Source organism: Bradyrhizobium sp. HKCCYLS20291 (assembly GCF_051167715.1).
Classification (GTDB): Bacteria; Pseudomonadota; Alphaproteobacteria; order Rhizobiales; family Xanthobacteraceae; genus Bradyrhizobium.
Window position 1 is genome coordinate 128,342 of the sequence record NZ_JBNPTO010000018.1, and the last position, 23,861, is coordinate 152,202.

Below are 23,861 nucleotides of genomic sequence, written 5' to 3' on the forward strand. Positions count from 1 at the left end.
TGGCATGCGTGGGGTGGGCCGCCGAGTTAGGCAGCTTTTTTTTGCGGGCGTTGCCGTGGTCATTGCGCTCCTGGCGGGTGTCGGATCCGCCCAGGCCAACAAGCGCGTGGCGCTGGTGATCGGCAACTCCATCCACGAGCATGCGCCGCTGCTGGACGAGCCGGCCGCGGACGCCAAGCTGCTGGCCGAAACGCTGAGCCGCCTCGGCTTCACCCTGAGCGGTGGCGCTGCGCAGATCGACTTGACCAGGCAGGGCTTCGACCGCGCGCTCGCGGAGTTCAAGGGCCGCATCGCCGACGCCGATGTCGCGCTGATCTACTACGCCGGCTATGGGCTCAACTTCGGCGGCAAGAATTATCTCGTCCCGGTCGACGCAGCTCCGGCGAAAGCGGCCGACGTCGAGGCTGAGCTGCGCGAGCTCGCCTCGATGTTGCGCGAGCTGGAAGGACCAGACAGCCGGCAGAACGTCGTGATCCTCGATGCCCTCCGGTCGAACCCATTCGCCGCGCGCGGCATTGCCGGGCTGTCGGCTGGCCTGGTGGCGACGAGCGTGCCCGCCAACACGCTTCTGTCCTTCTCGGCGCAACCGGCTTCGGTCGGTCAGCGCGGACCCTACGGTCATAGTGCCTTCGCAACGGCATTGGCCGAGGCATTCGCTTCAACAGATCGGGCTGGACTGATCGAGACGCTCAATCGGGCGGGGATTGCCGTCAAGCGCGCGACGGCCGGGAGCCAACAGCCGCTGCTGTTGGCCGCGCCGCTTGGCGGCAGCGAGGCCGTTGGGCCACCGCGCGCGAGCCCTGCGCCTGTTGTCGCCGAACAGACGAGCAAGGCTCCGGCGAACCAGCCATCCGCGGGGCCGGCGCCGGCGAGCCCGCCGCCGTCCGCGCCAGCAACGGCTCTCGACGCCCGGACACCCGGCCTCGCCGTGCTGTACGACGAGGATCCCGCCGATCCCAAGGGCAAGCGCTATGACGGCTCGGTGACGTGGCGGATGGACACCATAAAGAGCCCGCGATCGGGTCAGCCAGTGCCGGCCATCCGGGCCGAGATTGATATTCCAGATCGCAAGCTGAAGGTGAGCCTGCAGCTGCGCCGCAACGACGATCCCACCTTGCCGGCCAGCCATGTCGCCGATCTCACCTTCGTGCGCGCCGCCGATTTCGCCGGTGGCGGCATCAACAGCGTGCCGGGGATCCTGATGAAGACGAATGAGCAGGCGCGCGGCACGCCGCTGGCGGGGCTTGCGGTCAAGGTAACGGAAGGATCCTTCCTGGTCGGGTTCTCCAATGTCGACGCCGACCGCGCGCGCAACAGCGAACTCCTGGCCGGGCGCGAATGGATCGACATTCCCCTCGTGTACACCAACCAGCGACGGGCCATTCTGGCCATCAGCAAAGGTCCGACTGGGGATCGTGTGTTCGCAGACGTGTTCGCGGCTTGGGACAAGTCCCAGCCGGTCCAGTGAGCCGTCGAAAGTAAGAAGGATATTTGCGGAGCGGCGATTTGGAGCGGGCGAAGGGGTTCGAACCCTCGACCCCGACCTTGGCAAGGTCGTGCTCTACCACTGAGCTACACCCGCATCCGTGACCACTGGGCGGCGTGGCCGCCAGCGACGGGCAGACCTATGCCAAATGCCGCGGACGAATGCAACAGGTCTGCGACAGGTTTCGTCACGTGGCGGCCTTCAATTTTGGGTGTCGGCGCCGGCCAAACCGGCCCGATTCGGCACACCTGCGGCCGCCGCGATGAACCGATTGAAATTTCCCGGATGACCGCCACTTAAAGGGACGGAAACCGTGTATTGAGGCGCGGTGGCCCGCCGGTTCCCGGCCGGCCGCCCAATCCAGCATTTTTGGACGAGGACCCCGTGACCATTGTTGAGCAGGGCGGCGGAGCGGCGCCACAGGTGCCGGATCTGATCAAGGACACCACGACGCAGACCTTCGTGAAGGACGTCATCGAGGAATCGAAGCGTCAGCCGGTCCTCATCGATTTCTGGGCCCCGTGGTGCGGGCCCTGCAAGCAGCTGACCCCGATCCTGGAGAAGGCCGTCAAGGCGGCCAAAGGGAAGGTCAAGCTGGTCAAGATGAACATCGACGACCATCCGGCGATCCCCGGCCAGATGGGCATCCAGTCGATTCCGGCCGTGATCGCCTTCGTCGGCGGCCGGCCGGCCGACGGCTTCATGGGGGCCGTTCCGGAAAGCCAGATCAACGCCTTCATCGAGAAGATCACCAAGGGCGTTCCCGGCATGGGCGAGCCCGATATTGGCGAGATCCTGAAGGAAGCCGAGGCGGTGTTGGCGGAGGGCGACCCCGCGGGCGCCGCACAGATCTACGCCGAGGTGCTCTCGGTCGAGCCCGACAACATCCCGGCGCTGGCGGGCCTTGCCAAGTGCTACCTCGAGACCGGCGCGGTCGAGCAGGCCAAGGAGACGCTGGCGCAGGTCCCCGAAGCCAAGCGCAGCGATTCCGCGGTCTCGGCGGTGCAGGCCGCGATCGACCTGGCCGAGCAGGCGCAGTCGCTCGGCCCCGTCGGCGAGCTCGAGCAGAAGGTCGCCGCTAATCCGCTCGACCACCAGGCGCGTTTCGACCTGGCGATCGCGCTCAACGCCGCGGGCAAACGGACGGAAGCCACCAACCATCTGCTCGAAATCGTGAAGCGGGATCGCAAATGGAACGAGGACGGCGCGCGCAAGCAGCTCGTGCAGTTTTTCGAAGCTTGGGGCGGTGCTGACGAGGCCACCGTCGACGGCCGCAAGCGGCTGTCGACGATCCTGTTTTCGTAAACGCAGCTGGGCGAGGCGGCACGCTCCGACGGACCGGGTCTCGCGGACACGAGGTAGCGCATGCCGATCAATGCCGAATATCGCGGTCCCGCCGAGCTGCCGGAGATCATTCCGGTATTTCCGCTGGCGGGCGCGCTGCTGCTGCCGCGCGGCCAAATGCCGCTCAACATTTTCGAGCCGCGTTATCTCGCGATGGTCGACGACGCTTTCCGCGACGGCCATCGCCTGATCGGCATGATCCAGCCCGATGTCACGCATTCCTCCAGCGAGGAGCGGCCGGTTCTGTTCAAGGTCGGCTGCGTCGGGCGAATCACGCAGCTCGCCGAGTCCGGCGATGGCCGCTACATCCTCGAGCTGACCGGCGTGTCGCGCTTCAAGGTGGTCGAGGAGATGACGGTGCTGACCGTCTATCGCCAGTGCAGGGTCGACTACTTCCCCTATGTCGACGACTTCACGGCACGCAAGGGCGAGGAGGCGGTCGACCGCGACGCGCTTCTCGCCGTGCTGACTGACTTCCTCAAGGCCAACAATCTCAAGGTGGACTGGGCCGGCATCGAAGCCGCTCCCAACGAAGCGCTGGTCAACGCGCTGGCGATGATGTCGCCTTATGGCCCGGCGGAAAAGCAGGCCATGCTCGAGGCGCCCGACCTCAAGACCCGCGCCGAGATCCTGGTCGCCGTCACCGAGATGGATCTCGCCAAGAAGCGGACGTCGGGCGATCCGCCGCTGCAATGATCATTCGGCGGCGGCGATCCGCGGCGCCGAGGGCATGGTCATCAGGCGCATCAGGCCGACAGTCGCCAGCACCACGGCGACATAGACGGTGAGCTGCATCGCCGTCGGCTGATCCGTGTAGCCGACCAGCGCCTTCAACGTCCGCCCCGCCAGCCCGTTCTCGGGCAGCACCGCGCTGGAGTCCCAGACCACCCGATCGAGCGAGGTCAGCCAATTGGCGCGCGCGAGAAAGAACACCGCCTGGGCCGCCATTCCGGCCGACAGCAGCGTGATCAGCACCGTCGTCGTCTTGAACAGCGCGCGCGGCGGAATCCGCATCAGACCATAGCTGGTTGCCAGGCAGACGGCGACGCCGAGCAGCAGGCCGAGGATTCCTCCGCCGAGCAGCGCTCCGCCCGAATCATCGGCCGAGGTGGCGACACCGTAGAGAAAAAGAGCCACCTCGCTGCCCTCGCGCAGCACCGCGATCGCAATCACGGCGGTCAGGGCGACCAGCGGCTTGGCTCCGGTCACGACGGCCTGCCCCGTGCTGCGCAACTCATTGGCCATCTCGCGGCCATGGCGCGCCATCCAGACATTGTGCCAGGTCAGCATGATCACGGCCGTTCCGAGAATGGCCGCGTTGAACAGCTCCTGTCCCATGCCCTCGAACAGCTGCGTCAAGGCGCCGGCGAATGCCGCGACGATGCAGGCGCCGGCGAGCCCCGCCAGCAATCCACCGCCGATCCAGCGCAGCCGATCCGGCACCGTGCTGGTGACGGCGAGCACGATACCGACGATCAGGCCGGCTTCGAAGACTTCACGGAAGACGATGATCAGGGCGGCGAGCATGGGACGACGGCCTTATTGAACGTTGATGAAGCCGCGGGCTTTGTCATTGAAGTCGTTGTGAAACTCGTAGCGCCCCGACTTCATCGCACGCAGATTGAGGACGGCCTCGCTATTGGCCGCCACGACCTTCTCGACCTTGAGCGTCTCGCTTTCAAACTCCATCGCCTTGGCTTCCAGGTTCTTGACGCGGATGACCAGCGGCGCGTCCGCCGGCACGGTCGGCTCCTTCGGCTCGAACTGCCCGTTCGCGTAGGTGAGGCAGATCTCGTTCGCCCCCTCGGCCTGGGCCTGCGCCGCCATCAGCAGCATGCCGAGGCTTCCCCCGACCACGACCCACTTGCGCACCACGTCGGTCAACATCGATCAGCCCTCTCGTATTCCAACAAGCAAATCTGAGAACTGGTACGCGATCGCATCGACATCGAGGTACCTGTTCGCGACGACGAACAGCTAAGCGGCCCGCCGCCACATCTGCAAAGAGACTCATTCTAAGTTGGAAACATTCTCGGTGAATGTGTCGTGGCAGTGGCGACCGCTCGGCGGGCGAGCGCCGACGGGGCATGGTTTCGTTACAACTTTCGTTCACGCGCCACACCATCGCCACGGAGCCCGCATTGCGAGTGAACGGTGGCGGTTTGATCGCAGCCGCGCGACAAGAAGGTTCAGACACTGGCCCGCTCGGCGGCGAGTGCCTGTCCTGTCCGGATTGACGCCGCACAGCCGTCAATAGCCCGCCGCGGCGAGCGCGACGACGCCCGCGAGCATGATCCAGCCAAAATGGCGCGCACGTGTCGCGATCGCGTTGGCGACCGCGGCGAAGCCGAACACGACGACGAGCGTGACGACGATCCAATGGCGCGCCGTATCGGAGTCGAACGAGGGCGCCGCGGCCAACAGCACCCCGCAGCCGATCCACGCCACCGTTCCCACCTGCCAGACCATCCGGAGCAGGATCCGCAACCGCTCCGGCGCGATGGTGGCGCGCTTGAACACGACGGTCTCGCCGAGGATGCCGTGGATCAGGGCCGCCGTGATCGCGAACAGCCCGGCAACTTGCAGCAGGATATCACGCATAGTCATTCTCCATACAGTTATGTATGGAAGATGCGCCCGGCACTGGCGCGCGTCAATACATAAGTGTATGGTCCGGCAGGTGGCGACATGAACGAACAGCTCTCGGCGAAGGATTGGCTGGACCAGGGCCTGAAGGTGCTGGCCAGCAAGGGGTTCACGGCACTCAAGGCCGAACCGATGGCCAAGGTCATGGGGGTCTCGCGCGGCAGCTTCTATTGGCATTTCGCCGATGTCGCCGCGTTCCACGCCGAGCTGCTGAGGCATTGGCGCGAGGTCGCGGCCGAGCAGATCATCACCGGGGTCGAGGCGAGCACCGACGATGCGCCGGCCATCGCCGTCCTGCTGCGGCGGACCTTCTCGATCCGGCTCACGCTGGAACGCGCGGTGCGCAGCTGGGCAGCGTCCGACCCGGGTGCTCGCCAGGCCGTCCAGGCCATCGACCGGCGCCGGCTCGGCTATGTCGAGAGCCTGCTCGCCGCCACGGGCCTGCCGCCGGCCCTGGCGCAGGCGCGCGCGCAGGTGCTGTATTGGACGTTTCTCGGCCACGCTTTGTCGGACCGGCCGCTTCCAGCGATGCAGCAGCAGGCCGTCATCGAGGAGCTGATCCGGATCGCGTTGCACGAGCCTTGAGTGAGGACAGCGCGGCCGCCGGTGTGATAAGAGGCGCCCGCTGGAGATCCATGCCATGAACGCCCCGCTCGAACGCCCCGCCAATTCCGTCGATCCCAAGCTGCTCGAAATCCTGGTGTGCCCGATGACCAAGGGCCCGCTGGAATACGATTCGGCCAGGCAAGAGCTGGTGTCGCGGTCGGCGAAGCTCGCTTATCCGATCCGCGACGGCATTCCGATCATGCTGCCCGAGGAAGCCCGGAAGATCGACTGAGCGATGCGCGCCGCCGTCATCCGCTGCGCGCTGGTGCTGGCGCTCGCCGTTCTCACGACGGCGGCGTCGGCCGAGGAGAGCGCGGTCCGCGTCGGCGCGCTCGACGCCGTTCTGACCACCCCATCAGGCATCGACAAACCGCCCGTCGCACTGCTGATCGCCGGCTCGGGGTCGACGGACCGGGATGGCAATGGGCCGGAGCTGAAGCCCGCGACCTTGAAGAAGCTCGCCGAGCAGCTCGCGGCCCGCGGCGTTGCCAGCCTGCGCTATGACAAGCGCGGTGCGCGCGGCTGGAAGGCGGAGTTCGGCAGGCCCGAGGACTTCCGCTTCAAGGACTATGTCGACGATGCCGCCGCGCTGGTCGACTTCCTGCGCGGCAAGTTCGCGCGCATCGTCCTGGTCGGCCACAGCGAGGGCGGCCTCGTCGCCATCCTCGCCGCCCGCCGCACCCCCGCCGACCGCCTCGTGCTGCTCGTCACCTCGGCGCGGCGGCAGGGGGATCTGCTCAAGGCGCAGCTCGAGAAGAAGCTGCCGCCGGCGAAGATGGAGCCGGTCGCCAAGGCGATCGACGCGATCATAGCCGGGCGGATCGTCGATCCCGCCCCGCCGGAGCTGCCGATCGCGCCGAGCATGCAGCCCGGCATCGGCTCCGCCTTCGCCGAGGATCCGATCGACCCGCTGAAGCAGATCACGATCCCGATCCTGATCGTCGGCGGCGCCCGCGACCATCAGATCGCGCGGCTCGACATGGTGGCGCTCGCCGCCGCTGCGCCGGCCGCCAAGACGCTGTGGCTGCCGGACATGAACCACGTCCTGGTCGACGTCGCCAACGAGGACGAGAACCTCGCCTCCTACAACGAACCCGACCGCCCGCTCGATCCCGACATGGTTGACGCCGTGGCGGGCTTCATCGCGGCCCCGAACCCGCGCTAGTAGGCGCCGCGATCTCGGTCTCCCCCTCCAGGGGAGGGTGATAGCGGGGCTGACCTCCAGGTGCGCGCTGCGAAATCGGAAACGTGCGCGAGGCTACCACGATGCGATTCCGCGGAAACGCATTATGCGCTAGCGCCTATAGCGCTTCGCCCTTGAGCAGCCGCGGCATCTGGCCGGTGAGGCCGGCGGCCTGCTTGATGAACAGCTCCTTCAACGGCGGCGCGCGATCGACGATGCCGAGCCCGATGTCGCGCACCGCGCGCAGCAGGGTCGATTTGTTGGAGAACAGGAAGTTCAGCGAATTGGTGGCGACGCCCATCGCCATCGTGTCGAAGCGGCGCCAGCGCTGATAGCTTTCCAGCACGTCGATCTGACCCGGATCGGTTCCCATGCGCGCGGCATCGACGACGACCTCGGCCAGCGCCGCGACGTCCTTCAGCCCCATGTTGAGCCCTTGCCCGGCGATGGGATGGATCACGTGCGCGGCGTCGCCGACCAGCGCCAGCTGCGGCGCGATGAAGGAGCGCGCGACGAAATAGGACAGCGGAAACGCCTTGGGCTGATCGAGCACCTTCAGTTCGCCGAGATGCAGCCCCGCGCGCTTTTCCAGCTCGGCATGGAATTCATCCGCGCTGAGCGCCACGAGGCGCTGGGCTTCCCTGCGCCGCTCGGTCCACACCAGCGAGGAACGCCTGCCGGTGAGAGGCAGCATGGCGAACGGTCCCGGCGGCAGAAAATGCTCCTCGGCGCGGCCGCCATGGTCGCGCTCGTGACCGACGGTCACGACGATGCCGGACTGGTCGTAGTCCCAGCCATGGGTCTGGATGCCCGCGCGCTCGCGCAGTCTCGAGCGGGCGCCGTCGGCGGCCACCAGCAGGCTGGCTTCACAGCTTGTGCCGTCGCCCAAGGTCACCGTGACACTGTCGCCGTGGGTCTCGAAGCCGGTCACCGGCAGCGCCTTGAGTTCGACACCGGCGGCCTCGGCATGCTTGACCAGCGCGTCGATCAGCAGCCGGTTCTCGACCATGTGAGCGAACGGTTCGCCGGCCTCGACCTGGCCCGCGAACGTCAGGAACGCCGGCCGCGTAGCGTCTTCCAGCTTGGAATCGGTGATGACCATGTCGAGGATCGGCTGCGCCTCCGGCGCGACGTCGGCCCAGACACCGATCGCATCGAACAGCTTGCGGCAGGCGGCGACGATGGCCGAGGCGCGCGGGTCGCGGCTCGGACGGTTGGCGAGCGCGGGATCGGCCACGATGACCGGCACCTCGGGCCCAAGCCCCTGGCGCAGCGCCAGCGCCAGCGCCAGGCCGGCAAAGGCGCCGCCACAAATGACAATGCTTCGCTGTGTCGTCATGCCACTCTGCTCACGGTTACTCTTGCGGGTGGAGTATAGCTGGGCGAAACAGGGGCGGAAACCAAGGGCTGCCACCCGAGGCCATCAATTCCGGATGCCTGATCCAGCCAGAATGGGGCCGCAGCAGCCGCCCGAGCCAGCGAAAGCACGACGCCATGTCCAAGGGACTGATCGACCTGATCTCGATCCTCGATCTGGAGCCGATCGAGGTGAACCTGTTCCGCGGCAACAGCCCCAAGACCAGCTGGCAGCGCGTGTTCGGCGGCCAGGTGATCGGCCAGGCTGTCATGGCGGCCTGCCGCACCGTCGAGGGCCGGCTGCCGCACTCGCTGCACTGCTATTTCATCCTGCCGGGCGACCCGCAGGTGCCGATCATCTACCAGGTCGAGCGGCTGCGCGACGGCAAGAGCTATGCAACGCGGCGCGTCACCGCGATCCAGCACGGCAACGCGATCTTCTCGATCATGGTGTCGTTCCATGGCGACGAGGAGAGTTCGTTCAATCACCAGGACAAGATGCCCGACGTGCCGCCGCCGGAGAAGCTGACGGCGGAGGAGATCTCGAAGCAGCCGATGTTTCAGGAGGTCTTCCAGCGGATGCCGGATTTCATCCGCCGCTACTACGAATCCGATCGTCCCATCGAATTGCGTCCGGTCGAACTCAGCCGCTATTTCGGCCAGAAGATCGACGATGGCCGCATTCACGTCTGGATCCGGACCGCGGCGAAGCTCCCGGACGATCCGGCGCTGCATTTGTGCGCGCTGGCCTATGCGTCGGACTTCTCGCTGCTCGACGCGGTCATGGCGCGCTATGGCCGGACCCTGTTCGACAAGCGCATGATGCCGGCCTCGCTCGATCACGCGATGTGGTTTCACCGGCCGTTCCGCGCCGACGAATGGCTGCTCTATGCGCAGGATTCGCCAAGCGCGCAGGGTGGCCGCGGGCTGACCCGCGGCTCGATCTTCAAGCCCGACGGCACGCTGGTCGCCTCCGTCGCGCAGGAGGGATCGATCCGCGAACGCCGGGCGTAGCCTGATCACATCGGCTGCGAGCCGCGCGGCACGACGGCGAACTGGGAGACGTACCAGGCGCTGTACCAGCGCAGCAGCCACGGGATCGGAATGATCAGCATGCTGCCCAGTCCGAACACGATCGAGCGCCAGAGCACTTCAAGGCCAGACCCGTTGAACACGACCTCGCGCCGCGTCCCCTGGATGTTGCGGCAGACCCAGCGCATCCAGGCGGTCAGCACCCAGGCCCAGCCGACGATGGTGATGCCGGACACGATCAGCAGCAGGTACCAGCCGGCATAGACGACGGGACTGCCTTCGAAATGGATCGGCAGCCGCTCGCCATTCGAGGCGAGGTTGCTCAGCAGCCAGCGCAGCACCATCCATCCCAGGAATGCCGGAGCGACCAGGGAGATGAGATTGAGAATCGGCCGATCGCTGAGGCCGACATAGGCCAGCACGCCCATCGCGATGAAGACATACCAGATGTCGAGCGGCTGACCGGTGAAGGTGAGGTTCGGCCGGCCGGGCACCTTCATCCGCTCGATCACGTAGCGGTAGAGATAGACGGCGGTCCAGGGGGTGATGACGACCAGAAACTGGCCGACGAAATAAAGCAAGGTCCAGCCGAAATAGGTCAAGGTCTCCAGATCCGCCGAGAGCGCGCCGGCCGGGATGCCGCCGCCGCTCCTGCCGTCAAACGGTGGCGGGCCGCCGGGCGCGGTGCTCGGCACCCCCGACATCAGCCCGGGAATGCGGCCGGCCTTCTCCCAGCCCGCCATGCCGTCGCTCCACAGCAGCGTCTCGGCGGTCACGACGCCCCCGGCAATCAGGTCGCGCAACTCGTCTTCCGAAATGGGTCCCTGCTGCTGACCTTGGGCTGCGTAGTACCAGGAACGATTCGACATGGGAGGTCCTTGAATAAGGGAGGCAACAAGACGTCTTCCATCTGTCGGGCGATGGCGCGTTCCGTTCAGTGATATCCGTCACTCCCTGACGTTTTCGCTTAACGCTGCGCTGTTTTTGTGCCATTTGCCTAGGAACAGGCCACAACGGCCATCTCGAGCCTGCCTCCGAAACAGGCTGTTTCGACCGATCTGAGGAAACCCAAGGCCCGCCCATGAAGCTCGTCGTTGCGATCATCAAACCCTTCAAGCTCGACGAGGTGCGTCAGGCCCTCACCGCGATCGGGGTTCACGGCATGACCGTTACGGAGGTCAAAGGCTATGGCCGCCAGAAGGGCCATACCGAGATCTACCGCGGCGCCGAATACATCGTGAACTTCCTGCCCAAGCTGCGGATCGAGATCGCCGTGAATGCCGACATGGCGGACAAGGCGGTCGAGGTCATCACCACGCATGCGCGCACCGGCCAGATCGGCGACGGCAAGATCTTCGTCACACCGATCGACCATGCCCGGCGCATCCGCACCGGCGAAACCGACACCGATGCACTCTAGACGGCCACACGGCTGCACGCCCGCCGCAACGGCGCGGCGGACCTGAAATTCTCAATCTGAACTGACATGCCGGGGGGACTGTCATGGGGACCTGCGCGTCTCGTTGTCTGCGCGCGTCTGCGGCTTTCGCTGCAGCTTGCGTCATTGCCTTCACCACGCCAGCAAGCGCCGCTGCGCCATCGACCATCGATGCCGCCGACACCGCCTGGATGATCGTCGCCACCGCGCTGGTGCTGATGATGACCATCCCGGGGCTGGCGCTGTTCTACTCCGGCATGGTCCGCAAGAAGAACGTGCTGGCGACGATGGCGCAGAGCCTCGCCGCGGTCATGGTGATCTCGATCCTGTGGGTGGCGTTCGGCTATTCGCTGGCGTTCGTCGGCGACGGCGCCTGGATCGGCACCCTCGATCGCGCCTTCCTGGCCGGCATGGGGATGGACAGCGTTCATCCGGGCGCCAAGACGATCCCGGAATCGCTGTTCATGCTCTACCAGATGACGTTCGCGATCATCACGGTGGCGCTGGTGGCGGGCTCGGTGGCCGATCGCATGCGCTTCTCGGCCTACCTGCTGTTCAGCATCGGCTGGTTCATCTTCGTCTATATCCCGCTGGCACATTGGGTCTGGGGCGGCGGCTTCCTCTCCCAGGCCGGGACCGTCGATTTCGCCGGCGGCCTGGTCGTGCATCTGTCCGCCGGCACCGCCGGGCTGGTGGCGGCGCTGGTGATGGGCCGGCGCCAGGGTTACGGCACCGAGAACCTGTCGCCGTTCGACCTGTCGCTGGCGGTGGTCGGCACCGGCCTGCTCTGGGTCGGCTGGTTCGGCTTCAACGGCGGCTCGGCGCTCGGCGCCAATGCCCATGCCGTGATGGCGATCCTGACCACGCATCTGGCGGCCTGCGCCGGTGCGATCACCTGGGGCGCGCTGGAATGGTCGACCCGGCGCAAGCCGTCGGTGCTCGGCATGATCTCGGGCGCGGTCGCGGGCCTCGGCACCATCACGCCGGCGTCCGGCTTCGTCGCGCCATGGCACGGCCTCGTCATCGGCGCGCTTGCCGGTATCATCTGCTACTGGGCCTGCACCTCGTTGAAGCAGCGCTTCCACTACGACGATTCGCTCGACGTGTTCGGCGTCCACGGCATCGGCGGCCTCACCGGCACGCTGCTGGCCGGCGTGTTCGCTACCGCAGCCATCGGCGGCACGGCCGGCCTGATCGAAGGTAACCCGAAACAGCTCGTCGCCCAGCTCTATGGCGTCGCCGTCACCCTGGTGTGGACCGGCGGGGTCACCTGGGGCCTGCTCAAGCTGGTCAGCGCCTTCGTGCCGCTGCGGGTGTCCCGCGAGCACGAGCTGGAGGGGCTCGACATCTCCCAGCACGGCGAGGCGCTGCAGTAATTGACGCCAATTGATCTGTTCTGAGTCGACCAATGCTGCCCGCGCAGTGAGCAGCATTGTGTCTTGAGCCAGACATGCGCAGATTTTGCGCATGTCTGCCCATTCGCTAGGCGCGACCGAATGGCGCAGCCCCCTCCTCCCCCCTGGATGGCCAAAAAGGTCAGCGTTCACGGCTCGTTAGCCCTGACCGGCCGTCTGGCACGGCATTTGATTCTACGCCCCCGGCTGTGCCCGCGTCGTGAAGCTCTCTCCGCGTGGTGAACCTCAGTCGACAGGAAGCGCTCGGCAACGTCCGTGCCGAGCCCAAGCGGGGATAGGACCGATGAAAATTGTTATGGCGATCATCAAGCCATTCAAGCTGGAAGAAGTCCGGGACGCCCTGACCGCCATCGGCGTTCATGGTCTCACGGTCACCGAAGTGAAGGGATACGGCCGGCAGAAGGGCCACACGGAAATCTACCGTGGCGCCGAATATGCGGTGAGCTTCCTGCCCAAGATCAAGATCGAGGTCGCGATCCCCTCCGACCAGGTCGACAAGACCATCGACGCGATCTCCTCGGCCGCCAAGACCGGCCAGATCGGCGACGGCAAGATCTTCGTCATCAGCCTCGAGCACGCCGTGCGCATCCGCACCGGCGAAGCGGACGCTGCGGCCCTCTGATTTCGCGCTCAAACCAGAACACTTACGGAGTACTATGAAATGACGTTCAAACGTCCAACCAGCGCGGCATGGGTTACGCTCGCGATCGCCGGGCTCTGCGTCGCAGGCCTCGCCGATGTGGCGTTCGCCGAGGATGCGCCGGCCGCCGCGGCTGCCGCCGCCCCCGTTCCCAACAAGGGCGATACGGCCTGGATGCTGATTTCCAGCGCGCTCGTGCTGATGATGTCGGTCCCCGGCCTGGCGCTGTTCTATGGCGGTCTCGTCCGCACCAAGAACATGGCCTCGGTCCTGACCCAGGTGTTCGCGATCGTCGCCATGGTCGGCGTGGTCTGGACGCTGTACGGCTACTCGCTCGCCTTCACCGACGGCGGCAGCATGACCAAGTATGTCGGCGGCTTCGCCAAGGCCTTCCTGCACGGCGTCGATGCCAACGCAACGGCAGCTACCTTCTCGAACGGCGTCGTGATCCCGGAACTCGCCTACTTCGTGTTCCAGATGACCTTCGCGATGATCACTCCGGCCCTGATCGTCGGCGCCTTCGCCGAACGCATCAAGTTCTCGGCGGTTATGCTGTTCGTGCTGCTGTGGGTGACCTTCATCTACTTCCCGATCGCGCACTGGGTCTGGTACGTCCCCGCGCCGGATGACGTCGCTGCTGCTGCGAAGGCTCTCGCCGCTGCCACCGACGCCGCCGCCAAGACCGCCGCTCAGGCCAAGCTCGACGAAGTCACCAGCAACGCCGGCTGGCTGTTCCAGGCGGGCTCGCTGGACTTCGCCGGCGGCACCGTGGTGCACATCAACGCTGGCATCGCCGGCCTCGTCGGCGCCGTGGTGATCGGCAAGCGCACCGGCTACGGCAAGGAGCTGATGGCTCCGCACTCGCTGACCATGACCATGATCGGCGCGGCACTGCTGTGGGTCGGCTGGTTCGGTTTCAATGCCGGTTCGAACCTCGAGTCGAACGGCGTCACCGCGCTGGCCTTCGTCAACACCATGGTCGCCACCGCCGGTGCGGCGCTGTCCTGGCTGCTGTGCGAATGGGCCATCAAGGGCAAGCCCTCGCTGCTCGGCATCTGCTCGGGAGCGGTCGCTGGTCTCGTCGCCGTCACGCCGGCCTCCGGCTATGCCGGCCCGATCGGCGCGCTGGTGCTCGGCCTGATCGTCTCGCCGGTCTGCCTGTTCTTCGTCTCCACCGTGAAGAACGCGCTGGGCTATGACGACGCGCTCGATGTGTTCGGCGTGCACTGCGTCGGCGGCATCATCGGCGCTCTCGCCACCGGCATCCTGGTCAACCCGGCCCTCGGCGGCGTCGGCATCACCGACTACACCAACATCACCGGCAACAACGCGGGCACCTACGAGTTCGGCACGCAGATGCTGGCTCAGATCAAGGCTGTTCTCGCCACGCTGGCGTGGTCGGGTATCGGCTCGGCGATCCTCTACAAGGTCGTCGACGTGATCATCGGCCTGCGCCCGACCGTGGAGCAGGAGCGCGAGGGTCTCGACATCACCGACCACGGCGAGCGCGCCTACAACTACTGAGTTCTCCCGGGACTTGGTCCCACGGGGCCAAGTCCGCAACTTCGGTTCGGGCAAATACCCGGCAATGCCCTGACCGTTGAGGGGCTCCAGCGCAAGCTGGGGCCCCTTTCTTTTTTTGGCGCCGGCCTGAAGGGGCAGAGCGGCCGCAAACAAACCGGTGTCGTCCCTGCGAGTGCAAGGCAGGGACGACAGCCGAGGTTGGCGTTGGCCGCGTTGCCTCCGAGAGGGAATTCAGCGCGAGATCCGCACAACCGAAACGTGCAGTTACGGACGGGTGGTGCGTCGCTAGAATGAATCGCGGCGGCACGACGGTCGCCACAGGGGATCGAGATGAAGCGCTACTTTGTAATCGTTGCCTTGACGATGCTGTTGTCGGCCATGACCGCGCCTACGGCGAAGGCGCAGACCGCGTCACCGGAGGCTCTCGCCGCAGCGAAGGAGCTGATCGTCGTCATGCACTTGAATGACCAGATCGGGGCGATGTTGCCCAACATGATGAAGAACCTGAAGCCGACGATCGTGCAGGGCCGCGCCGAGGTGGCGATTGAATACGATGCGCTGACGCCCAGATTCCTTGAGGCGTTCAAAGGTAGGATGTCCGAACTCGCGGACGCGGCCGCACTCGTCTACGCCCGGAACTTCTCGGCGGAGGAGCTCAGGACCATGACCGAGTTCTACAAGACGCCGACCGGGCAACGCGTCCTGCAGAAGCTCGTCACCGTGACGCAGGAAACGACCATCGTCGGCCAGAAATTCGGGCAGTCCGTCGGTGAGGAGATCAGCAAGCAGATGGTCGAGGAGTTGCGCAAGAAAGGGTTGAACCTCTGATCGGCCTCACGGCCTGAGACCGAGGAATTGCGCGGTCGTCAACCGCTACACCCCGCCGAGCTTGCAGATGTGCTTCCATTCCTCCAGCGTCACCGGCTGCACCGACAGCCGCGATTGCTTGACCAGCGCCATCTCGGCCAGCTTGGGATCGGCCTTGATCGCGGCCAAGGTCACCGGGGTCTTGAACGGCTTGTGCGCCTTGATGTCGACGCAGACGAACTTGCCGGTCTTGTCGCTCGGGTCGGGATAAGCTTCCTTGATGATCTCGGCGATGCCGACGATCTCCTTGCCCTCGTTGGAATGGTAGTAGAAGGCGAGCTCGCCCTTCTTCATCGCCACTAGGTTCTGCCGCGCCGTGTAGTTGCGCACCCCGGTCCAGGCTTCGCCCTTGGCGCCCTTCGCGACCTGCTGATCCCAGGACCACACCGAGGGTTCGGATTTGACCAGCCAGTAGCTCATGGAGCGGGATGTCCTTCGCGGGGCTCGGACGGATCGTCCGGCGATGTTCGACGCGGCGGATGAAAGAAGACGCGGCTGGCCGGGTCAAGCCCGGCCATGCCGAATCCTGTTGGGAGCCGAACGCTACTCTTCAAGATGGCGGTCGAAGAACCTGGCGATGTCGGTGAAAGCCTCCTTGGTCTCCGGCGCATTGACGTTGAACTGATATTGCGCGTGCGACTGCCCCTCATAGACGTTGAGGTCGGCGACGACGCCGGCGCGGCGCAGCTTGCGATGCGTCCGCACGGTGTTGCTCAGGAACAGATCGCGCGTGCCGGAGGTCAGGATGGTCGGCGGAAAGCCCTTGAAGTCGCCGTAGATCGGCGAGATCTGCGGATCCTTCAGGCTGGTGCCGTTGGCATAGAGCTTGGCGGCGCGGCCGAGCCAGCCGTCCCAGGTCACCAGCACATTGTCGAGCCACTCATTGCCGGCGTAGCTGTCGCCGATCTTGTCGATGTCGGCCCACGGCGTGCCCGGCGCGATCGCGGCCGGCCTCGGCAGCTTCTCGGCCTTGGCCCTGAGCACCATGGCGAGCGTCATCGCGCCGCCGGTCGAGGTGCCGAAGATCGCCATGCGGCTGGCATCGTTGGTCTTGACCAGCGCCTTCCACACCGCAATCGCATCGTCCATCGCGGCCGGATACGGGAAGTCCGGCGGCATGCGGTAGTCGACCGAGATCACCTTGAAGCCGCCGAAGCCGGCCATCAGGATCGCCTCCGGCAGCGCCGCCTCGCCAGGGCCGAACACGTAGCCGCCGCCATGGACGTGGACCAGCAGCCGGCGGCGGTTGTCAGCCGGAATCTTGTTCGGCGTGACGATGAAGCAGTGCACGCCGGCGATCTTGGCTTCCTCGACCTTGACGCCGAGCCTCTCCTTCAGCGCGGGAAGACCAGCTATCGCCAGCTTGGCGCGGCGGTCGATCAGTTCCTTCCATTCCGCCGGGGTCTTCGGATCGGCGTTGAAATGCGGCGGATAGGGCGCGCCGATCATCGCCTGCATTTCCGGGCTGACCTCGTCGGAGGGATTGCGGATCGACTTGACCGGCGCGACCCGCTTGCCGTTCTCGGAATTGGCGGCGGCTTCGCTCTTGGCGAGTTCGTCATAGCTGGTCGCGGTCTGGGCGTGCGACGGGGCGGTGGCGGCGAGCAAGGCGAGGCTCGCCGACACCAAAGCAAGGTGCGATCTGCGCATGGGGTTTCCTCGGGCGGATTGTTTCTTCGTTGATCGACCGGACTTCGCCGGATCAAGCCCAGGCTAATACAGCCTCCCGTTGCCGTGAAGGCCGCCTACTCCTCCGCCTTGAACGGACGCATCATCAGCGCCTCGATCGCGGCGTCGATCGTGACAGCGCCGGAGAGGATCGCGGCCACCGCCTGGGCCACCGGCATCTCGACGCCGCGTGACGCGGCGAGCTCGACCAGCACCGGCGCGGTGTATTGGCCTTCCGCGAGCTTGCCCGCCGGCAGCGGCTCACCGCGGCCAAGCGCCAGACCGGCGGCAAAGTTGCGCGATTGCGGACCGGCGCAGGACAGGATCAGGTCGCCAAGGCCGGACAGGCCGGTCAGCGTCTCACCCCGGGCGCCGAACGCGCGGCCGAGCCTGACAAGCTCCGCGAAGCCGCGCGTGGTCAGCGCCGCCAGCGCCGAGGCGCCGAGCTGCCGTCCCGCCACGATGCCCGCCGCGATCGCCAGCACGTTCTTGGCAGCGCCACCGATCTCGACACCGCGCACGTCGGTCGAGTGATAGGGCCGGAAGGTCGAGGAGCCCAGCGCCTGCACCAGGTCGGCCGCGACCGGCTCGTCGGGCGCAGCCAGCGTGACCGCGGTCGGCAGGCCGCGCGCGACATCGTCGGCGAAGCTCGGGCCGGACAGGATGGCTGGCATGGCGCGCGGCGCCGCCTCGGCGATCACCTCGGTCATGAATTTGTGGGTGCCGTGCTCGATCCCCTTGGCGCACGCGACCAGCGGCGTGCCCGGCGCGAGCAGCGGCCCCAGATGCATGACGACGCCGCGCAGATGCTGCGCGGGGACCACGATGAGCACGGCATCGGCACGCGCGGCCTGGGCGAGATCGGCGGTCACGGCGATGCTGTCGGCGAGCGGAATGCCGGGCAACCGCGGGTTCTCCCGCGCAGCGGCGATGCGCGCCGCGTGATCGGCATCGCGCGCATAGAGCGTGACGTCCCGGCCGGCGCGCGCGGCGACGGCGGCGAGCGCGGTGCCCCAGGCACCGGCACCAATGATGGAGATGGTTTGGAAGCGAGCCATCAGCGGCAACCGCGGCTGCGCTCCCTCTCCCCGTTCTTACGGGGAGAGGGTTGGGGTGAGGGGCAGCCACGCGCACCGGCCGTGCGGAGAGCCCCCCTCACCCGGATTGCATCTGACGATGCAATCCGGCCTCTCCCCGCGCGCGGAGAGAGGCTGAAGGTTGCCCCGCTCGCGAGCGAAGCGTGGAGAGATGATCTGCCCACGTGCTCAAAACCCCGCACGCGTGTTCGCGAACTTCGCCGCCACGTTCGCACTGGCGTCCAGCAGCCAGCGGGCGCGCGGCGCGGCGTCCATGCCGTCGACCATGCCGAGGGCAAGCCGCTCGGCTCCGGCCCATGCGATCATCGCGCCATTGTCGGTGCACAGCGCCGGCGGCGGCATGATCAGGCGGGTGCCGGCGGCTTGCGCGACGTCGTCGAGTGCGGCGCGGATCGCCTGGTTGGCGGCGACGCCGCCGGCCGCGACCAGGGCCGTCGGCGCACCGAAGCGCTGCTTGAACAGGTCGAGCCCGACGCGCAGCCGGTCGGCGGTCGAGTCCAGCACCGCGGCCTGGAAACTGGCGCAGAGATCGGCGGTGTCCTGCTCGCTCACGCGCGCGAGCCGGCCGATCTCGTTGCGCACCGCCGTCTTCAAGCCGGACAGCGAGAAATTGGCATCGGCTCGCCCCTGCATCGGGCGCGGAAACGCGAAGCGCCTGGCGTCGCCGTTGCGCGCCGCCTGCTCGACCTGCGGTCCGCCGGGATAGGGCAGACCGAGCATCTTCGCGACCTTGTCGAACGCCTCGCCCATGGCGTCATCGACCGTGGTGCCGAGCCGGACATAGTCGCCGACGCCAACGACGGCGACGATCTGGGTGTGGCCGCCGGAGGCCAGGAACAGGCAATAGGGGAAGTCGATTGCATCGGTGAGACGCGGCGTCAGCGCATGAGCCTCCAGATGATTGACCGCGATCAGCGGCGTGTCGTGCACCAGCGCGATCGCCTTCGCCGTGGTGAGGCCGACGATGACGCCGCCGATCAGGCCGGGGCCCGCTGCGGCGGCGACGCCGGACAGCGCGGCATAGTCGATGCCGGCCTCGCGCATCGCCGCGTCGATGAGGTGATCGAGCATGTCGACATGGGCACGCGCGGCGATCTCGGGAACCACGCCGCCATAGATCGCATGCTCGTCGGTCTGCGAGCGCACGATGTTGGAGAGGATGCGGCCCTTGCCATCCGGATCACGCGCAACCACCGCGGCGGCGGTCTCGTCGCAGGTGGTTTCGATGCCGAGCACCAGCGTTGTCGTATCGTTACCCAATCTCAACCCTTCGGCTATTATGAGTGCGCGATACCGCCTAACACCACGAGGTCGCCAGGTGCAATCGTCCGTCCGTTGCGACCCGGCCGCTCCGTATTCGACGGGAGCATAGCACATGGCCGTGCTGGTGACCCGTCCCGCTCCCGACAATGAACGGACTGCGATCGCCCTGCGGGCGCGCGGCATCGACGCGCTGCTGGCGCCGATGCTGCGCTTCGAGCCGGTCGCATTGCCCGCCGATGTCGCCAGCGACGTGGCGGCGGTGATCGTGACGTCGGCCAATGCGGTGCGCGCCGCCGGCCCGCAGCTCGCCGGTTCCACGCTGCTGACGCGGCCGCTGTTCGCGGTCGGCGATCACACCGCGTCTGCCGCGCGCGCGGCAGGGTTCACCGAGGTTATCTCCGCCGCGAGCGACGCAGCGGCGCTGCGCGATCTCGTCGCCGACAGCGTGCCCCGGGCGCGTGACGGCGGCAGGCCGACGCTGCTGTATCTGGCCGGCGCGGACATCTCGCGCGATCTCGCCTCCGAACTCGCCGAGCGCGGCTTCGCCATGGTCACCCAGACCGTCTACCGGATGGCCGAGGTCACGGCGCTGCCGCGCGAGGTCTGCGACGCATTCGCGGCGAACGGGATCGCGGCGGTGCTGCATTACTCGCGGCGAAGTGCCGCGGCGTTCGTGGCGGCGATCCGGGCCGACGGTGTCGAAATCTCGGCCCTGGCGGTGCCGCATTGCTGCATGTCGGCGAATGTCGCCGAGGTGCTGCGCGAGGCCGGGGCGACCCAGGTCACAATCGCGGCGCATCCGGATGAAAACGACATGCTGGAAGGGCTGGCTCGTGCGTTGCGACCGTGAATGGCGTAAGACGGCCTGCCCAATCTGCCTCAGCCAGGGAACCCCTCACCATGGTCGATGAACCCGACACCGCTGCGCCGGCCTCCGAGACCGGGCGGCCGAAACGGCCACCGCCGACCATCGACCTCGAGCCGACCTCGCGCGAGGAGCGCCCTTCTGCCGCCGAGAGCGCGGCCGAGCGCCCCACGGCATCGCCCTGGTCGGCGCCCGCCGAAGCGGTGGCCGAGGGATCGTCGGGCACGGCCAGCCAGTCGCATCCGCATGGCGCCGCTGACGCCGAGCCGGAATTGGCGGCCAGGGAGACGGAGTCGGAGACCATCGCCGCAGCCGAGCCGCCGCGGGCCGAGCTTCCGCCGCCGCGTCCGGTGTCGCCGTGGATCATCGCGCCGTTCTCCGGCGCAGCGGCCGCAGCCCTGGTGATCGGCGTCGGCTCGATGCTGGGCTGGCCTCAGGTCACACCGCCGTCGGAGGTGTCGCCGCAGGCGACTGCGGTCGACGCACTCACCAGCCGCGTCGCCACGCTGGAGCAGCGGGTCGGCAAGCCGGACGCCGCCATGGCCGGCCGCATCGACGCGGTCGACAAGGCGATCGCGGCCGTCCGCGGCGACGTCAATGCGTTGCGCACCCAGAGCGACCAGACGATGGCGGCGTTGAACGACGTCAAGACGCAGCCGCGCGACGGCACGGCGCCGCCACCCGCCCCGGCCCCGGTCGATCTGTCCGGCCTGACCGCGCGCATCGACGCGCTGGAGCGCACGGCCAAGAGCCAGAGCGCGGCGCTCGCGCAGGAGAGCCGCAAGATCACCGAGGCGGCTGCGGCGGCCGAGGCGGCCAAGTCGGCCGACGATGCACCGCTGCGCCGCGTGGTCGCCGCCACCCTGCTCGACGTCGCCGTACGCCACGGCGATCCGTATGGCGCGGCGCTGTCGACAGCGAAATCGCTGGCAGGCGATGCGGCCCTGCTGAAGCCGCTGGAGACGTTCGCCACGTCAGGCGTGCCGAGCCCCGCCGCGCTCAGCCGCGATCTCCTGACCATCGTGCCGAAGCTGACGCCTCCGGCGCCGGAGGGCACCACCGGAACCTCGATCGTCGACAAGCTCTCCGCCGGCGCGGCGCGGCTGGTGAAGGTCGAGCGCACCGATGGCGCCGGCACCGACCGGGGCGCAGCCGTCGCGCGGATCACTTCGGCGGCGCTGCGCAACGACGTCGCCGAGGCGCGCCGCGAGCTCAAGGCCATGTCGCCCGAGGACCGCGCCCCCGCCAATGACTGGCTCGCCAAGGCCGATGCGCGCGATGCCGCGTTGTCGACCGCCCGCAAATTCGCCGACGACGCGATGACCGCGCTCGCCAAACCCGCGCAATAGGACGCCCAAGGACGCACATGTTCCGGATCGTCATCTTCCTCATCCTGGTCGGGCTCGCCGCCGCGGGTGCCGCCTGGGTCGCCGAGCAGACCGGCGACGTCGTCTTGAACTGGGGCCCCTGGCGGGTCGCGATGACCCTGCCGGTGTTCGTGCTGGCGCTCGGCCTCACCATCGCCGCCTGCGTCGCGGTCTGGAACCTGGCCAGCACGCTGCTGCGCGCACCCGGCCGCATCAACCGCCACCGCCGCGAGCGCCGCCATCAGCGCGGCCGCCACGCCATCACCCACGGCCTGCTGGCGATCGGCCACGGCGATTCGACCGCGGCGCGCCAGCATGCCGACACCGCCAAGCGCCTCGCCGGCGACGATCCGCTGACCCTTCTCCTGCATGCGCAGGCAGCCCAGCTCGAAGGCGACCGCGACGGCGCCCGGCGCGCGTTCCGCGCCATGGCCGAGCGTCACGACACGCGCCTGCTCGGCCTGCGCGGCCTGTTCATCGAGGCACAGCGCGCCGACGATGCGATGGCCGCCGTGGTCATCGCCGACGAGGCGCTGAAACTCGCGCCCAATGCCGCCTGGGCCTCGCATGCCGTGCTCGGCTTCCGCTGCGCCCAGGCCGACTGGAACGGCGCGCTTTCGATCCTCGACGGCAACTACACCGCCGGCATGATCGACAAGCCGACCTATCGCCGCCAGCGCGGCGTGCTGCTGACCGCGCGCGCGATCGCGCTGGAGACCGAGAACCGCGACCTGGCGCGCTCCAGCGCGATGGAAGCCGTGAAGCTGGCGCCGACCCTGGTGCCGGCCGCGGTGCTCGCCGCCAAGTTCGAGAGCGAGGCGCATCAGGTGCGGCGCGCGATGAAGATCATCGAGGCGGCCTGGGCGTCCTGCCCGCATCCCGATCTCGCCGACGCCTATGCCCATGTCCGGCTCGGCGATTCGGCCAGGCAGCGGCTGTCGCGGGTTGAGAACCTCGCCGCGCGGACGCCCGGCCATGTCGAAGGCGCGCTGGCGGTGGCTCGGGCGGCGATCGACGCCGCCGAGTTCGGCCGCGCCCGTGCGGCGCTGGCGCCGTTCACCGATGACCCGACCCAGCGCGTCGCGATGCTGATGGCGGAGCTGGAGCGTACCGAGCTCGGCGATGCCGGCCGTGCGCGCGAATGGACCCTGCGCGCGGTGCGCGCCCGCCACGACCCGGCCTGGACCGCGGACGGCTATGTCAGCGACCGCTGGCGCCCGATCTCGCCGGTCACCGGCCGGCTCGACGCGTTCCAGTGGCAGACCCCGGTGGCGAGCCTGCCGTCGGAGCGCAACAGCGTGATCGAGAGCTCGGAATTCGCCGAAGCCGTGCTGGCGCCGCCGAGCCGTCCCGCGATCCCCGACGGCCTGGTCGAGCCGCCGCGCGGCGCCGCGGCCGCCCCGGTCGTGATCACGCCGACCCTGCAGGACAACGAGCCGCCACGCCCCGCCGAGGCGGCCGCGCCGGCACCGGCAGTCGAGATTCCCACCGTGAACGCCGTGGACAACCCTGTCGACAAGCCGGTGGATATCCCTGTTGAGAAGGCTGAGGACAGCCCTGTGGTCGAGGTGACGCCGGCACCGGCACAATCCACGGCGGAGGCCGCCCCGCCGCTGCAGGCCGCCGCACCCGAGGCCCAGGCCGAGGCTGAGGCTGATATCACCGACGAGGCCGAGACGCCGGCGGAGCCCGCCAAGCCGGTGGAAACCGCCGCCGCGGCCCCGACGCCGCTGTTCCGCAACCGCTCCGACCTGGCCAAGCCGGGCGAGACCCAGATCCAGGCCATCGTCCCGATCATGCGTCCGCCGGATGATCCCGGCGTCGAGGACGAGGACCATCCGCGCGACGAGTTCGCCGAGCAGATCGCCCCCAAGGCCCAGGCCGGTGGCTGGCGGGGGTTCTGGTCCCGTTTTGGCGGCTGACGCCGCCCCGTGGGATACCGGGCCCTCCGCCCGGCTCCCCCGCCGGAAATCGCCGCGGAGCGAGCGTTCCCGCTCCGTCTTGTTCTTGCCAACGGGCCGTCCGCCCGATATCAGGAGCGCATTCGCGTCGGCCGGCGCCTCG

Annotated in this window: 24 protein-coding genes and 1 tRNA gene; 15 read left to right on the forward strand and 10 right to left on the reverse strand. The window is 67.7% G+C overall.

What is annotated here, in order from left to right:
* Window positions 1-4: 4 nt before the first annotated feature.
* A complete protein-coding gene (locus tag ACQR07_RS30425; protein WP_434905757.1) occupies window positions 5-1,468 on the forward strand; it encodes a caspase family protein in 1,464 nt (487 codons plus the stop codon).
* 39 nt (window positions 1,469-1,507) lie between these two features.
* Here the strand turns inward: ACQR07_RS30425 and ACQR07_RS30430 are convergent.
* Window positions 1,508-1,582, reverse strand: a tRNA-Gly gene (locus ACQR07_RS30430).
* Between the two features lie 288 nt (window positions 1,583-1,870).
* Between ACQR07_RS30430 and trxA the strand changes: the two genes are divergently transcribed.
* Both trxA and ACQR07_RS30440 read left to right on the forward strand, forming a co-directional pair.
* Window positions 1,871-2,791 (forward strand): thioredoxin, encoded by a 921-nt coding sequence (trxA, locus tag ACQR07_RS30435; protein WP_434905758.1) that lies wholly within the window; start codon window positions 1,871-1,873, stop codon window positions 2,789-2,791.
* Window positions 2,792-2,851: 60 nt separating this feature from the next.
* Window positions 2,852-3,526, forward strand: a complete 675-nt coding sequence (locus tag ACQR07_RS30440) for an LON peptidase substrate-binding domain-containing protein (RefSeq protein WP_434905759.1) — start codon at window positions 2,852-2,854, stop codon at window positions 3,524-3,526.
* Here the strand turns inward: ACQR07_RS30440 and ACQR07_RS30445 are convergent, their stop codons facing one another.
* The 3 genes from ACQR07_RS30445 to ACQR07_RS30455 all read right to left on the reverse strand — a co-directional run bounded on the left by ACQR07_RS30445 (window position 3,527) and on the right by ACQR07_RS30455 (window position 5,431).
* On the reverse strand, window positions 3,527-4,357 hold the full coding sequence (locus tag ACQR07_RS30445) for an FTR1 family iron permease (protein ID WP_434905760.1): 831 nt from the start codon (window positions 4,355-4,357) through the stop codon (window positions 3,527-3,529).
* 12 nt (window positions 4,358-4,369) lie between these two features.
* Window positions 4,370-4,717 carry a cupredoxin domain-containing protein gene (locus ACQR07_RS30450; protein ID WP_434905761.1) on the reverse strand — a complete coding sequence of 116 codons (348 nt, stop codon included), beginning with the start codon at window positions 4,715-4,717 and terminating at the stop codon, window positions 4,370-4,372.
* Between the two features lie 363 nt (window positions 4,718-5,080).
* Entirely contained in the window at window positions 5,081-5,431 is a 351-nt protein-coding gene (locus ACQR07_RS30455; RefSeq protein WP_434905762.1) for a hypothetical protein, read from the reverse strand.
* A gap of 87 nt (window positions 5,432-5,518) precedes the next feature.
* On the opposite strand from ACQR07_RS30455, the gene ACQR07_RS30460 reads away from it, so the two are divergent.
* Genes ACQR07_RS30460 through ACQR07_RS30470 form a run of 3 tightly spaced genes read left to right on the forward strand, consistent with a single transcriptional unit; the run spans window position 5,519 to window position 7,247 of the window.
* Window positions 5,519-6,061: a TetR/AcrR family transcriptional regulator gene (locus tag ACQR07_RS30460; protein ID WP_434905763.1), complete on the forward strand. Its 543-nt coding sequence runs from the start codon at window positions 5,519-5,521 to the stop codon at window positions 6,059-6,061.
* Window positions 6,062-6,116: 55 nt separating this feature from the next.
* Window positions 6,117-6,314, forward strand: a complete 198-nt coding sequence (locus ACQR07_RS30465) for a Trm112 family protein (protein WP_434866523.1) — start codon at window positions 6,117-6,119, stop codon at window positions 6,312-6,314.
* 3 nt (window positions 6,315-6,317) lie between these two features.
* Window positions 6,318-7,247, forward strand: coding sequence for an alpha/beta hydrolase (locus ACQR07_RS30470; RefSeq protein ID WP_434905764.1), 930 nt, complete (start codon window positions 6,318-6,320; stop codon window positions 7,245-7,247).
* Between the two features lie 136 nt (window positions 7,248-7,383).
* Here ACQR07_RS30470 and ACQR07_RS30475 read toward each other — a convergent pair whose 3' ends face one another.
* Window positions 7,384-8,679 (reverse strand): ubiquinone biosynthesis hydroxylase, encoded by a 1,296-nt coding sequence (locus ACQR07_RS30475; protein ID WP_434905765.1) that lies wholly within the window; start codon window positions 8,677-8,679, stop codon window positions 7,384-7,386.
* Between the two features lie 80 nt (window positions 8,680-8,759).
* Between ACQR07_RS30475 and tesB the strand changes: the two genes are divergently transcribed.
* The gene (tesB, locus tag ACQR07_RS30480; RefSeq protein WP_434905766.1) at window positions 8,760-9,635 is read left to right on the forward strand and encodes an acyl-CoA thioesterase II; all 876 of its coding nucleotides are present in this window, start codon (window positions 8,760-8,762) and stop codon (window positions 9,633-9,635) included.
* Between the two features lie 5 nt (window positions 9,636-9,640).
* On the opposite strand, the gene ACQR07_RS30485 is transcribed toward tesB, so the two are convergent.
* Window positions 9,641-10,522: a DUF4339 domain-containing protein gene (locus ACQR07_RS30485; RefSeq protein ID WP_434905767.1), complete on the reverse strand. Its 882-nt coding sequence runs from the start codon at window positions 10,520-10,522 to the stop codon at window positions 9,641-9,643.
* 212 nt (window positions 10,523-10,734) lie between these two features.
* Between ACQR07_RS30485 and ACQR07_RS30490 the strand changes: the two genes are divergently transcribed.
* The 5 genes from ACQR07_RS30490 (at window position 10,735) to ACQR07_RS30510 (ending at window position 15,498) form a co-directional block, all read left to right on the forward strand.
* Window positions 10,735-11,073, forward strand: a complete 339-nt coding sequence (locus tag ACQR07_RS30490) for a P-II family nitrogen regulator (protein WP_434905768.1) — start codon at window positions 10,735-10,737, stop codon at window positions 11,071-11,073.
* 83 nt (window positions 11,074-11,156) lie between these two features.
* A complete protein-coding gene (locus ACQR07_RS30495; protein WP_434905769.1) occupies window positions 11,157-12,467 on the forward strand; it encodes an ammonium transporter in 1,311 nt (436 codons plus the stop codon).
* Window positions 12,468-12,789: 322 nt separating this feature from the next.
* Entirely contained in the window at window positions 12,790-13,128 is a 339-nt protein-coding gene (locus ACQR07_RS30500) for a P-II family nitrogen regulator (RefSeq protein ID WP_008971557.1), read from the forward strand.
* A 39-nt stretch (window positions 13,129-13,167) separates the two neighbouring features.
* Window positions 13,168-14,670 carry an ammonium transporter gene (locus ACQR07_RS30505; RefSeq protein ID WP_434905770.1) on the forward strand — a complete coding sequence of 501 codons (1,503 nt, stop codon included), beginning with the start codon at window positions 13,168-13,170 and terminating at the stop codon, window positions 14,668-14,670.
* 330 nt (window positions 14,671-15,000) lie between these two features.
* Complete coding sequence (locus tag ACQR07_RS30510) at window positions 15,001-15,498, forward strand: DUF2059 domain-containing protein (protein WP_434905771.1); 498 nt, start codon at window positions 15,001-15,003, stop codon at window positions 15,496-15,498.
* A 45-nt stretch (window positions 15,499-15,543) separates the two neighbouring features.
* Here the strand turns inward: ACQR07_RS30510 and ACQR07_RS30515 are convergent, their stop codons facing one another.
* The 4 genes from ACQR07_RS30515 to tsaD all read right to left on the reverse strand — a co-directional run bounded on the left by ACQR07_RS30515 (window position 15,544) and on the right by tsaD (window position 19,538).
* Window positions 15,544-15,957, reverse strand: coding sequence for an EVE domain-containing protein (locus ACQR07_RS30515; RefSeq protein ID WP_434905772.1), 414 nt, complete (start codon window positions 15,955-15,957; stop codon window positions 15,544-15,546).
* A gap of 123 nt (window positions 15,958-16,080) precedes the next feature.
* Window positions 16,081-17,187, reverse strand: a complete 1,107-nt coding sequence (locus tag ACQR07_RS30520; protein ID WP_434905773.1) for an alpha/beta hydrolase — start codon at window positions 17,185-17,187, stop codon at window positions 16,081-16,083.
* 95 nt (window positions 17,188-17,282) lie between these two features.
* A complete protein-coding gene (locus ACQR07_RS30525) occupies window positions 17,283-18,263 on the reverse strand; it encodes an NAD(P)H-dependent glycerol-3-phosphate dehydrogenase (protein ID WP_434905774.1) in 981 nt (326 codons plus the stop codon).
* A gap of 207 nt (window positions 18,264-18,470) precedes the next feature.
* Window positions 18,471-19,538 (reverse strand): tRNA (adenosine(37)-N6)-threonylcarbamoyltransferase complex transferase subunit TsaD, encoded by a 1,068-nt coding sequence (gene tsaD / locus ACQR07_RS30530; RefSeq protein ID WP_434905792.1) that lies wholly within the window; start codon window positions 19,536-19,538, stop codon window positions 18,471-18,473.
* 139 nt (window positions 19,539-19,677) lie between these two features.
* Between tsaD and ACQR07_RS30535 the strand changes: the two genes are divergently transcribed.
* Genes ACQR07_RS30535 through ACQR07_RS30545 form a run of 3 tightly spaced genes read left to right on the forward strand, consistent with a single transcriptional unit; the run spans window position 19,678 to window position 23,719 of the window.
* Window positions 19,678-20,415 (forward strand): uroporphyrinogen-III synthase, encoded by a 738-nt coding sequence (locus ACQR07_RS30535; RefSeq protein WP_434905775.1) that lies wholly within the window; start codon window positions 19,678-19,680, stop codon window positions 20,413-20,415.
* Between the two features lie 50 nt (window positions 20,416-20,465).
* A complete protein-coding gene (locus ACQR07_RS30540; protein WP_434905776.1) occupies window positions 20,466-21,779 on the forward strand; it encodes a hypothetical protein in 1,314 nt (437 codons plus the stop codon).
* Window positions 21,780-21,796: 17 nt separating this feature from the next.
* A complete protein-coding gene (locus tag ACQR07_RS30545; RefSeq protein WP_434905777.1) occupies window positions 21,797-23,719 on the forward strand; it encodes a heme biosynthesis protein HemY in 1,923 nt (640 codons plus the stop codon).
* Window positions 23,720-23,861: the final 142 nt, after the last annotated feature.

What these genes read in the sequence shown, in the direction of transcription:
- ACQR07_RS30540 (WP_434905776.1), top strand. Translation starts at nt 20,466, where the DNA reads ATGGTCGATGAACCCGACACCGCTGCGCCGGCCTCCGAGACCGGGCGG.
- tesB (WP_434905766.1), top strand. Translation starts at nt 8,760, where the DNA reads ATGTCCAAGGGACTGATCGACCTGATCTCGATCCTCGATCTGGAGCCG.
- ACQR07_RS30485 (WP_434905767.1), bottom strand. Translation starts at nt 10,522, where the DNA reads ATGTCGAATCGTTCCTGGTACTACGCAGCCCAAGGTCAGCAGCAGGGA.
- ACQR07_RS30535 (WP_434905775.1), top strand. Translation starts at nt 19,678, where the DNA reads ATGGCCGTGCTGGTGACCCGTCCCGCTCCCGACAATGAACGGACTGCG.
- ACQR07_RS30455 (WP_434905762.1), bottom strand. Translation starts at nt 5,431, where the DNA reads ATGCGTGATATCCTGCTGCAAGTTGCCGGGCTGTTCGCGATCACGGCG.
- ACQR07_RS30440 (WP_434905759.1), top strand. Translation starts at nt 2,852, where the DNA reads ATGCCGATCAATGCCGAATATCGCGGTCCCGCCGAGCTGCCGGAGATC.
- ACQR07_RS30515 (WP_434905772.1), bottom strand. Translation starts at nt 15,957, where the DNA reads ATGAGCTACTGGCTGGTCAAATCCGAACCCTCGGTGTGGTCCTGGGAT.
- ACQR07_RS30465 (WP_434866523.1), top strand. Translation starts at nt 6,117, where the DNA reads ATGAACGCCCCGCTCGAACGCCCCGCCAATTCCGTCGATCCCAAGCTG.
- ACQR07_RS30460 (WP_434905763.1), top strand. Translation starts at nt 5,519, where the DNA reads ATGAACGAACAGCTCTCGGCGAAGGATTGGCTGGACCAGGGCCTGAAG.
- ACQR07_RS30495 (WP_434905769.1), top strand. Translation starts at nt 11,157, where the DNA reads ATGGGGACCTGCGCGTCTCGTTGTCTGCGCGCGTCTGCGGCTTTCGCT.
- ACQR07_RS30425 (WP_434905757.1), top strand. Translation starts at nt 5, where the DNA reads ATGCGTGGGGTGGGCCGCCGAGTTAGGCAGCTTTTTTTTGCGGGCGTT.
- ACQR07_RS30505 (WP_434905770.1), top strand. Translation starts at nt 13,168, where the DNA reads ATGACGTTCAAACGTCCAACCAGCGCGGCATGGGTTACGCTCGCGATC.
- ACQR07_RS30545 (WP_434905777.1), top strand. Translation starts at nt 21,797, where the DNA reads ATGTTCCGGATCGTCATCTTCCTCATCCTGGTCGGGCTCGCCGCCGCG.
- ACQR07_RS30470 (WP_434905764.1), top strand. Translation starts at nt 6,318, where the DNA reads ATGCGCGCCGCCGTCATCCGCTGCGCGCTGGTGCTGGCGCTCGCCGTT.
- ACQR07_RS30500 (WP_008971557.1), top strand. Translation starts at nt 12,790, where the DNA reads ATGAAAATTGTTATGGCGATCATCAAGCCATTCAAGCTGGAAGAAGTC.
- ACQR07_RS30450 (WP_434905761.1), bottom strand. Translation starts at nt 4,717, where the DNA reads ATGTTGACCGACGTGGTGCGCAAGTGGGTCGTGGTCGGGGGAAGCCTC.
- ACQR07_RS30490 (WP_434905768.1), top strand. Translation starts at nt 10,735, where the DNA reads ATGAAGCTCGTCGTTGCGATCATCAAACCCTTCAAGCTCGACGAGGTG.
- ACQR07_RS30525 (WP_434905774.1), bottom strand. Translation starts at nt 18,263, where the DNA reads ATGGCTCGCTTCCAAACCATCTCCATCATTGGTGCCGGTGCCTGGGGC.
- ACQR07_RS30445 (WP_434905760.1), bottom strand. Translation starts at nt 4,357, where the DNA reads ATGCTCGCCGCCCTGATCATCGTCTTCCGTGAAGTCTTCGAAGCCGGC.
- ACQR07_RS30510 (WP_434905771.1), top strand. Translation starts at nt 15,001, where the DNA reads ATGAAGCGCTACTTTGTAATCGTTGCCTTGACGATGCTGTTGTCGGCC.
- ACQR07_RS30520 (WP_434905773.1), bottom strand. Translation starts at nt 17,187, where the DNA reads ATGCGCAGATCGCACCTTGCTTTGGTGTCGGCGAGCCTCGCCTTGCTC.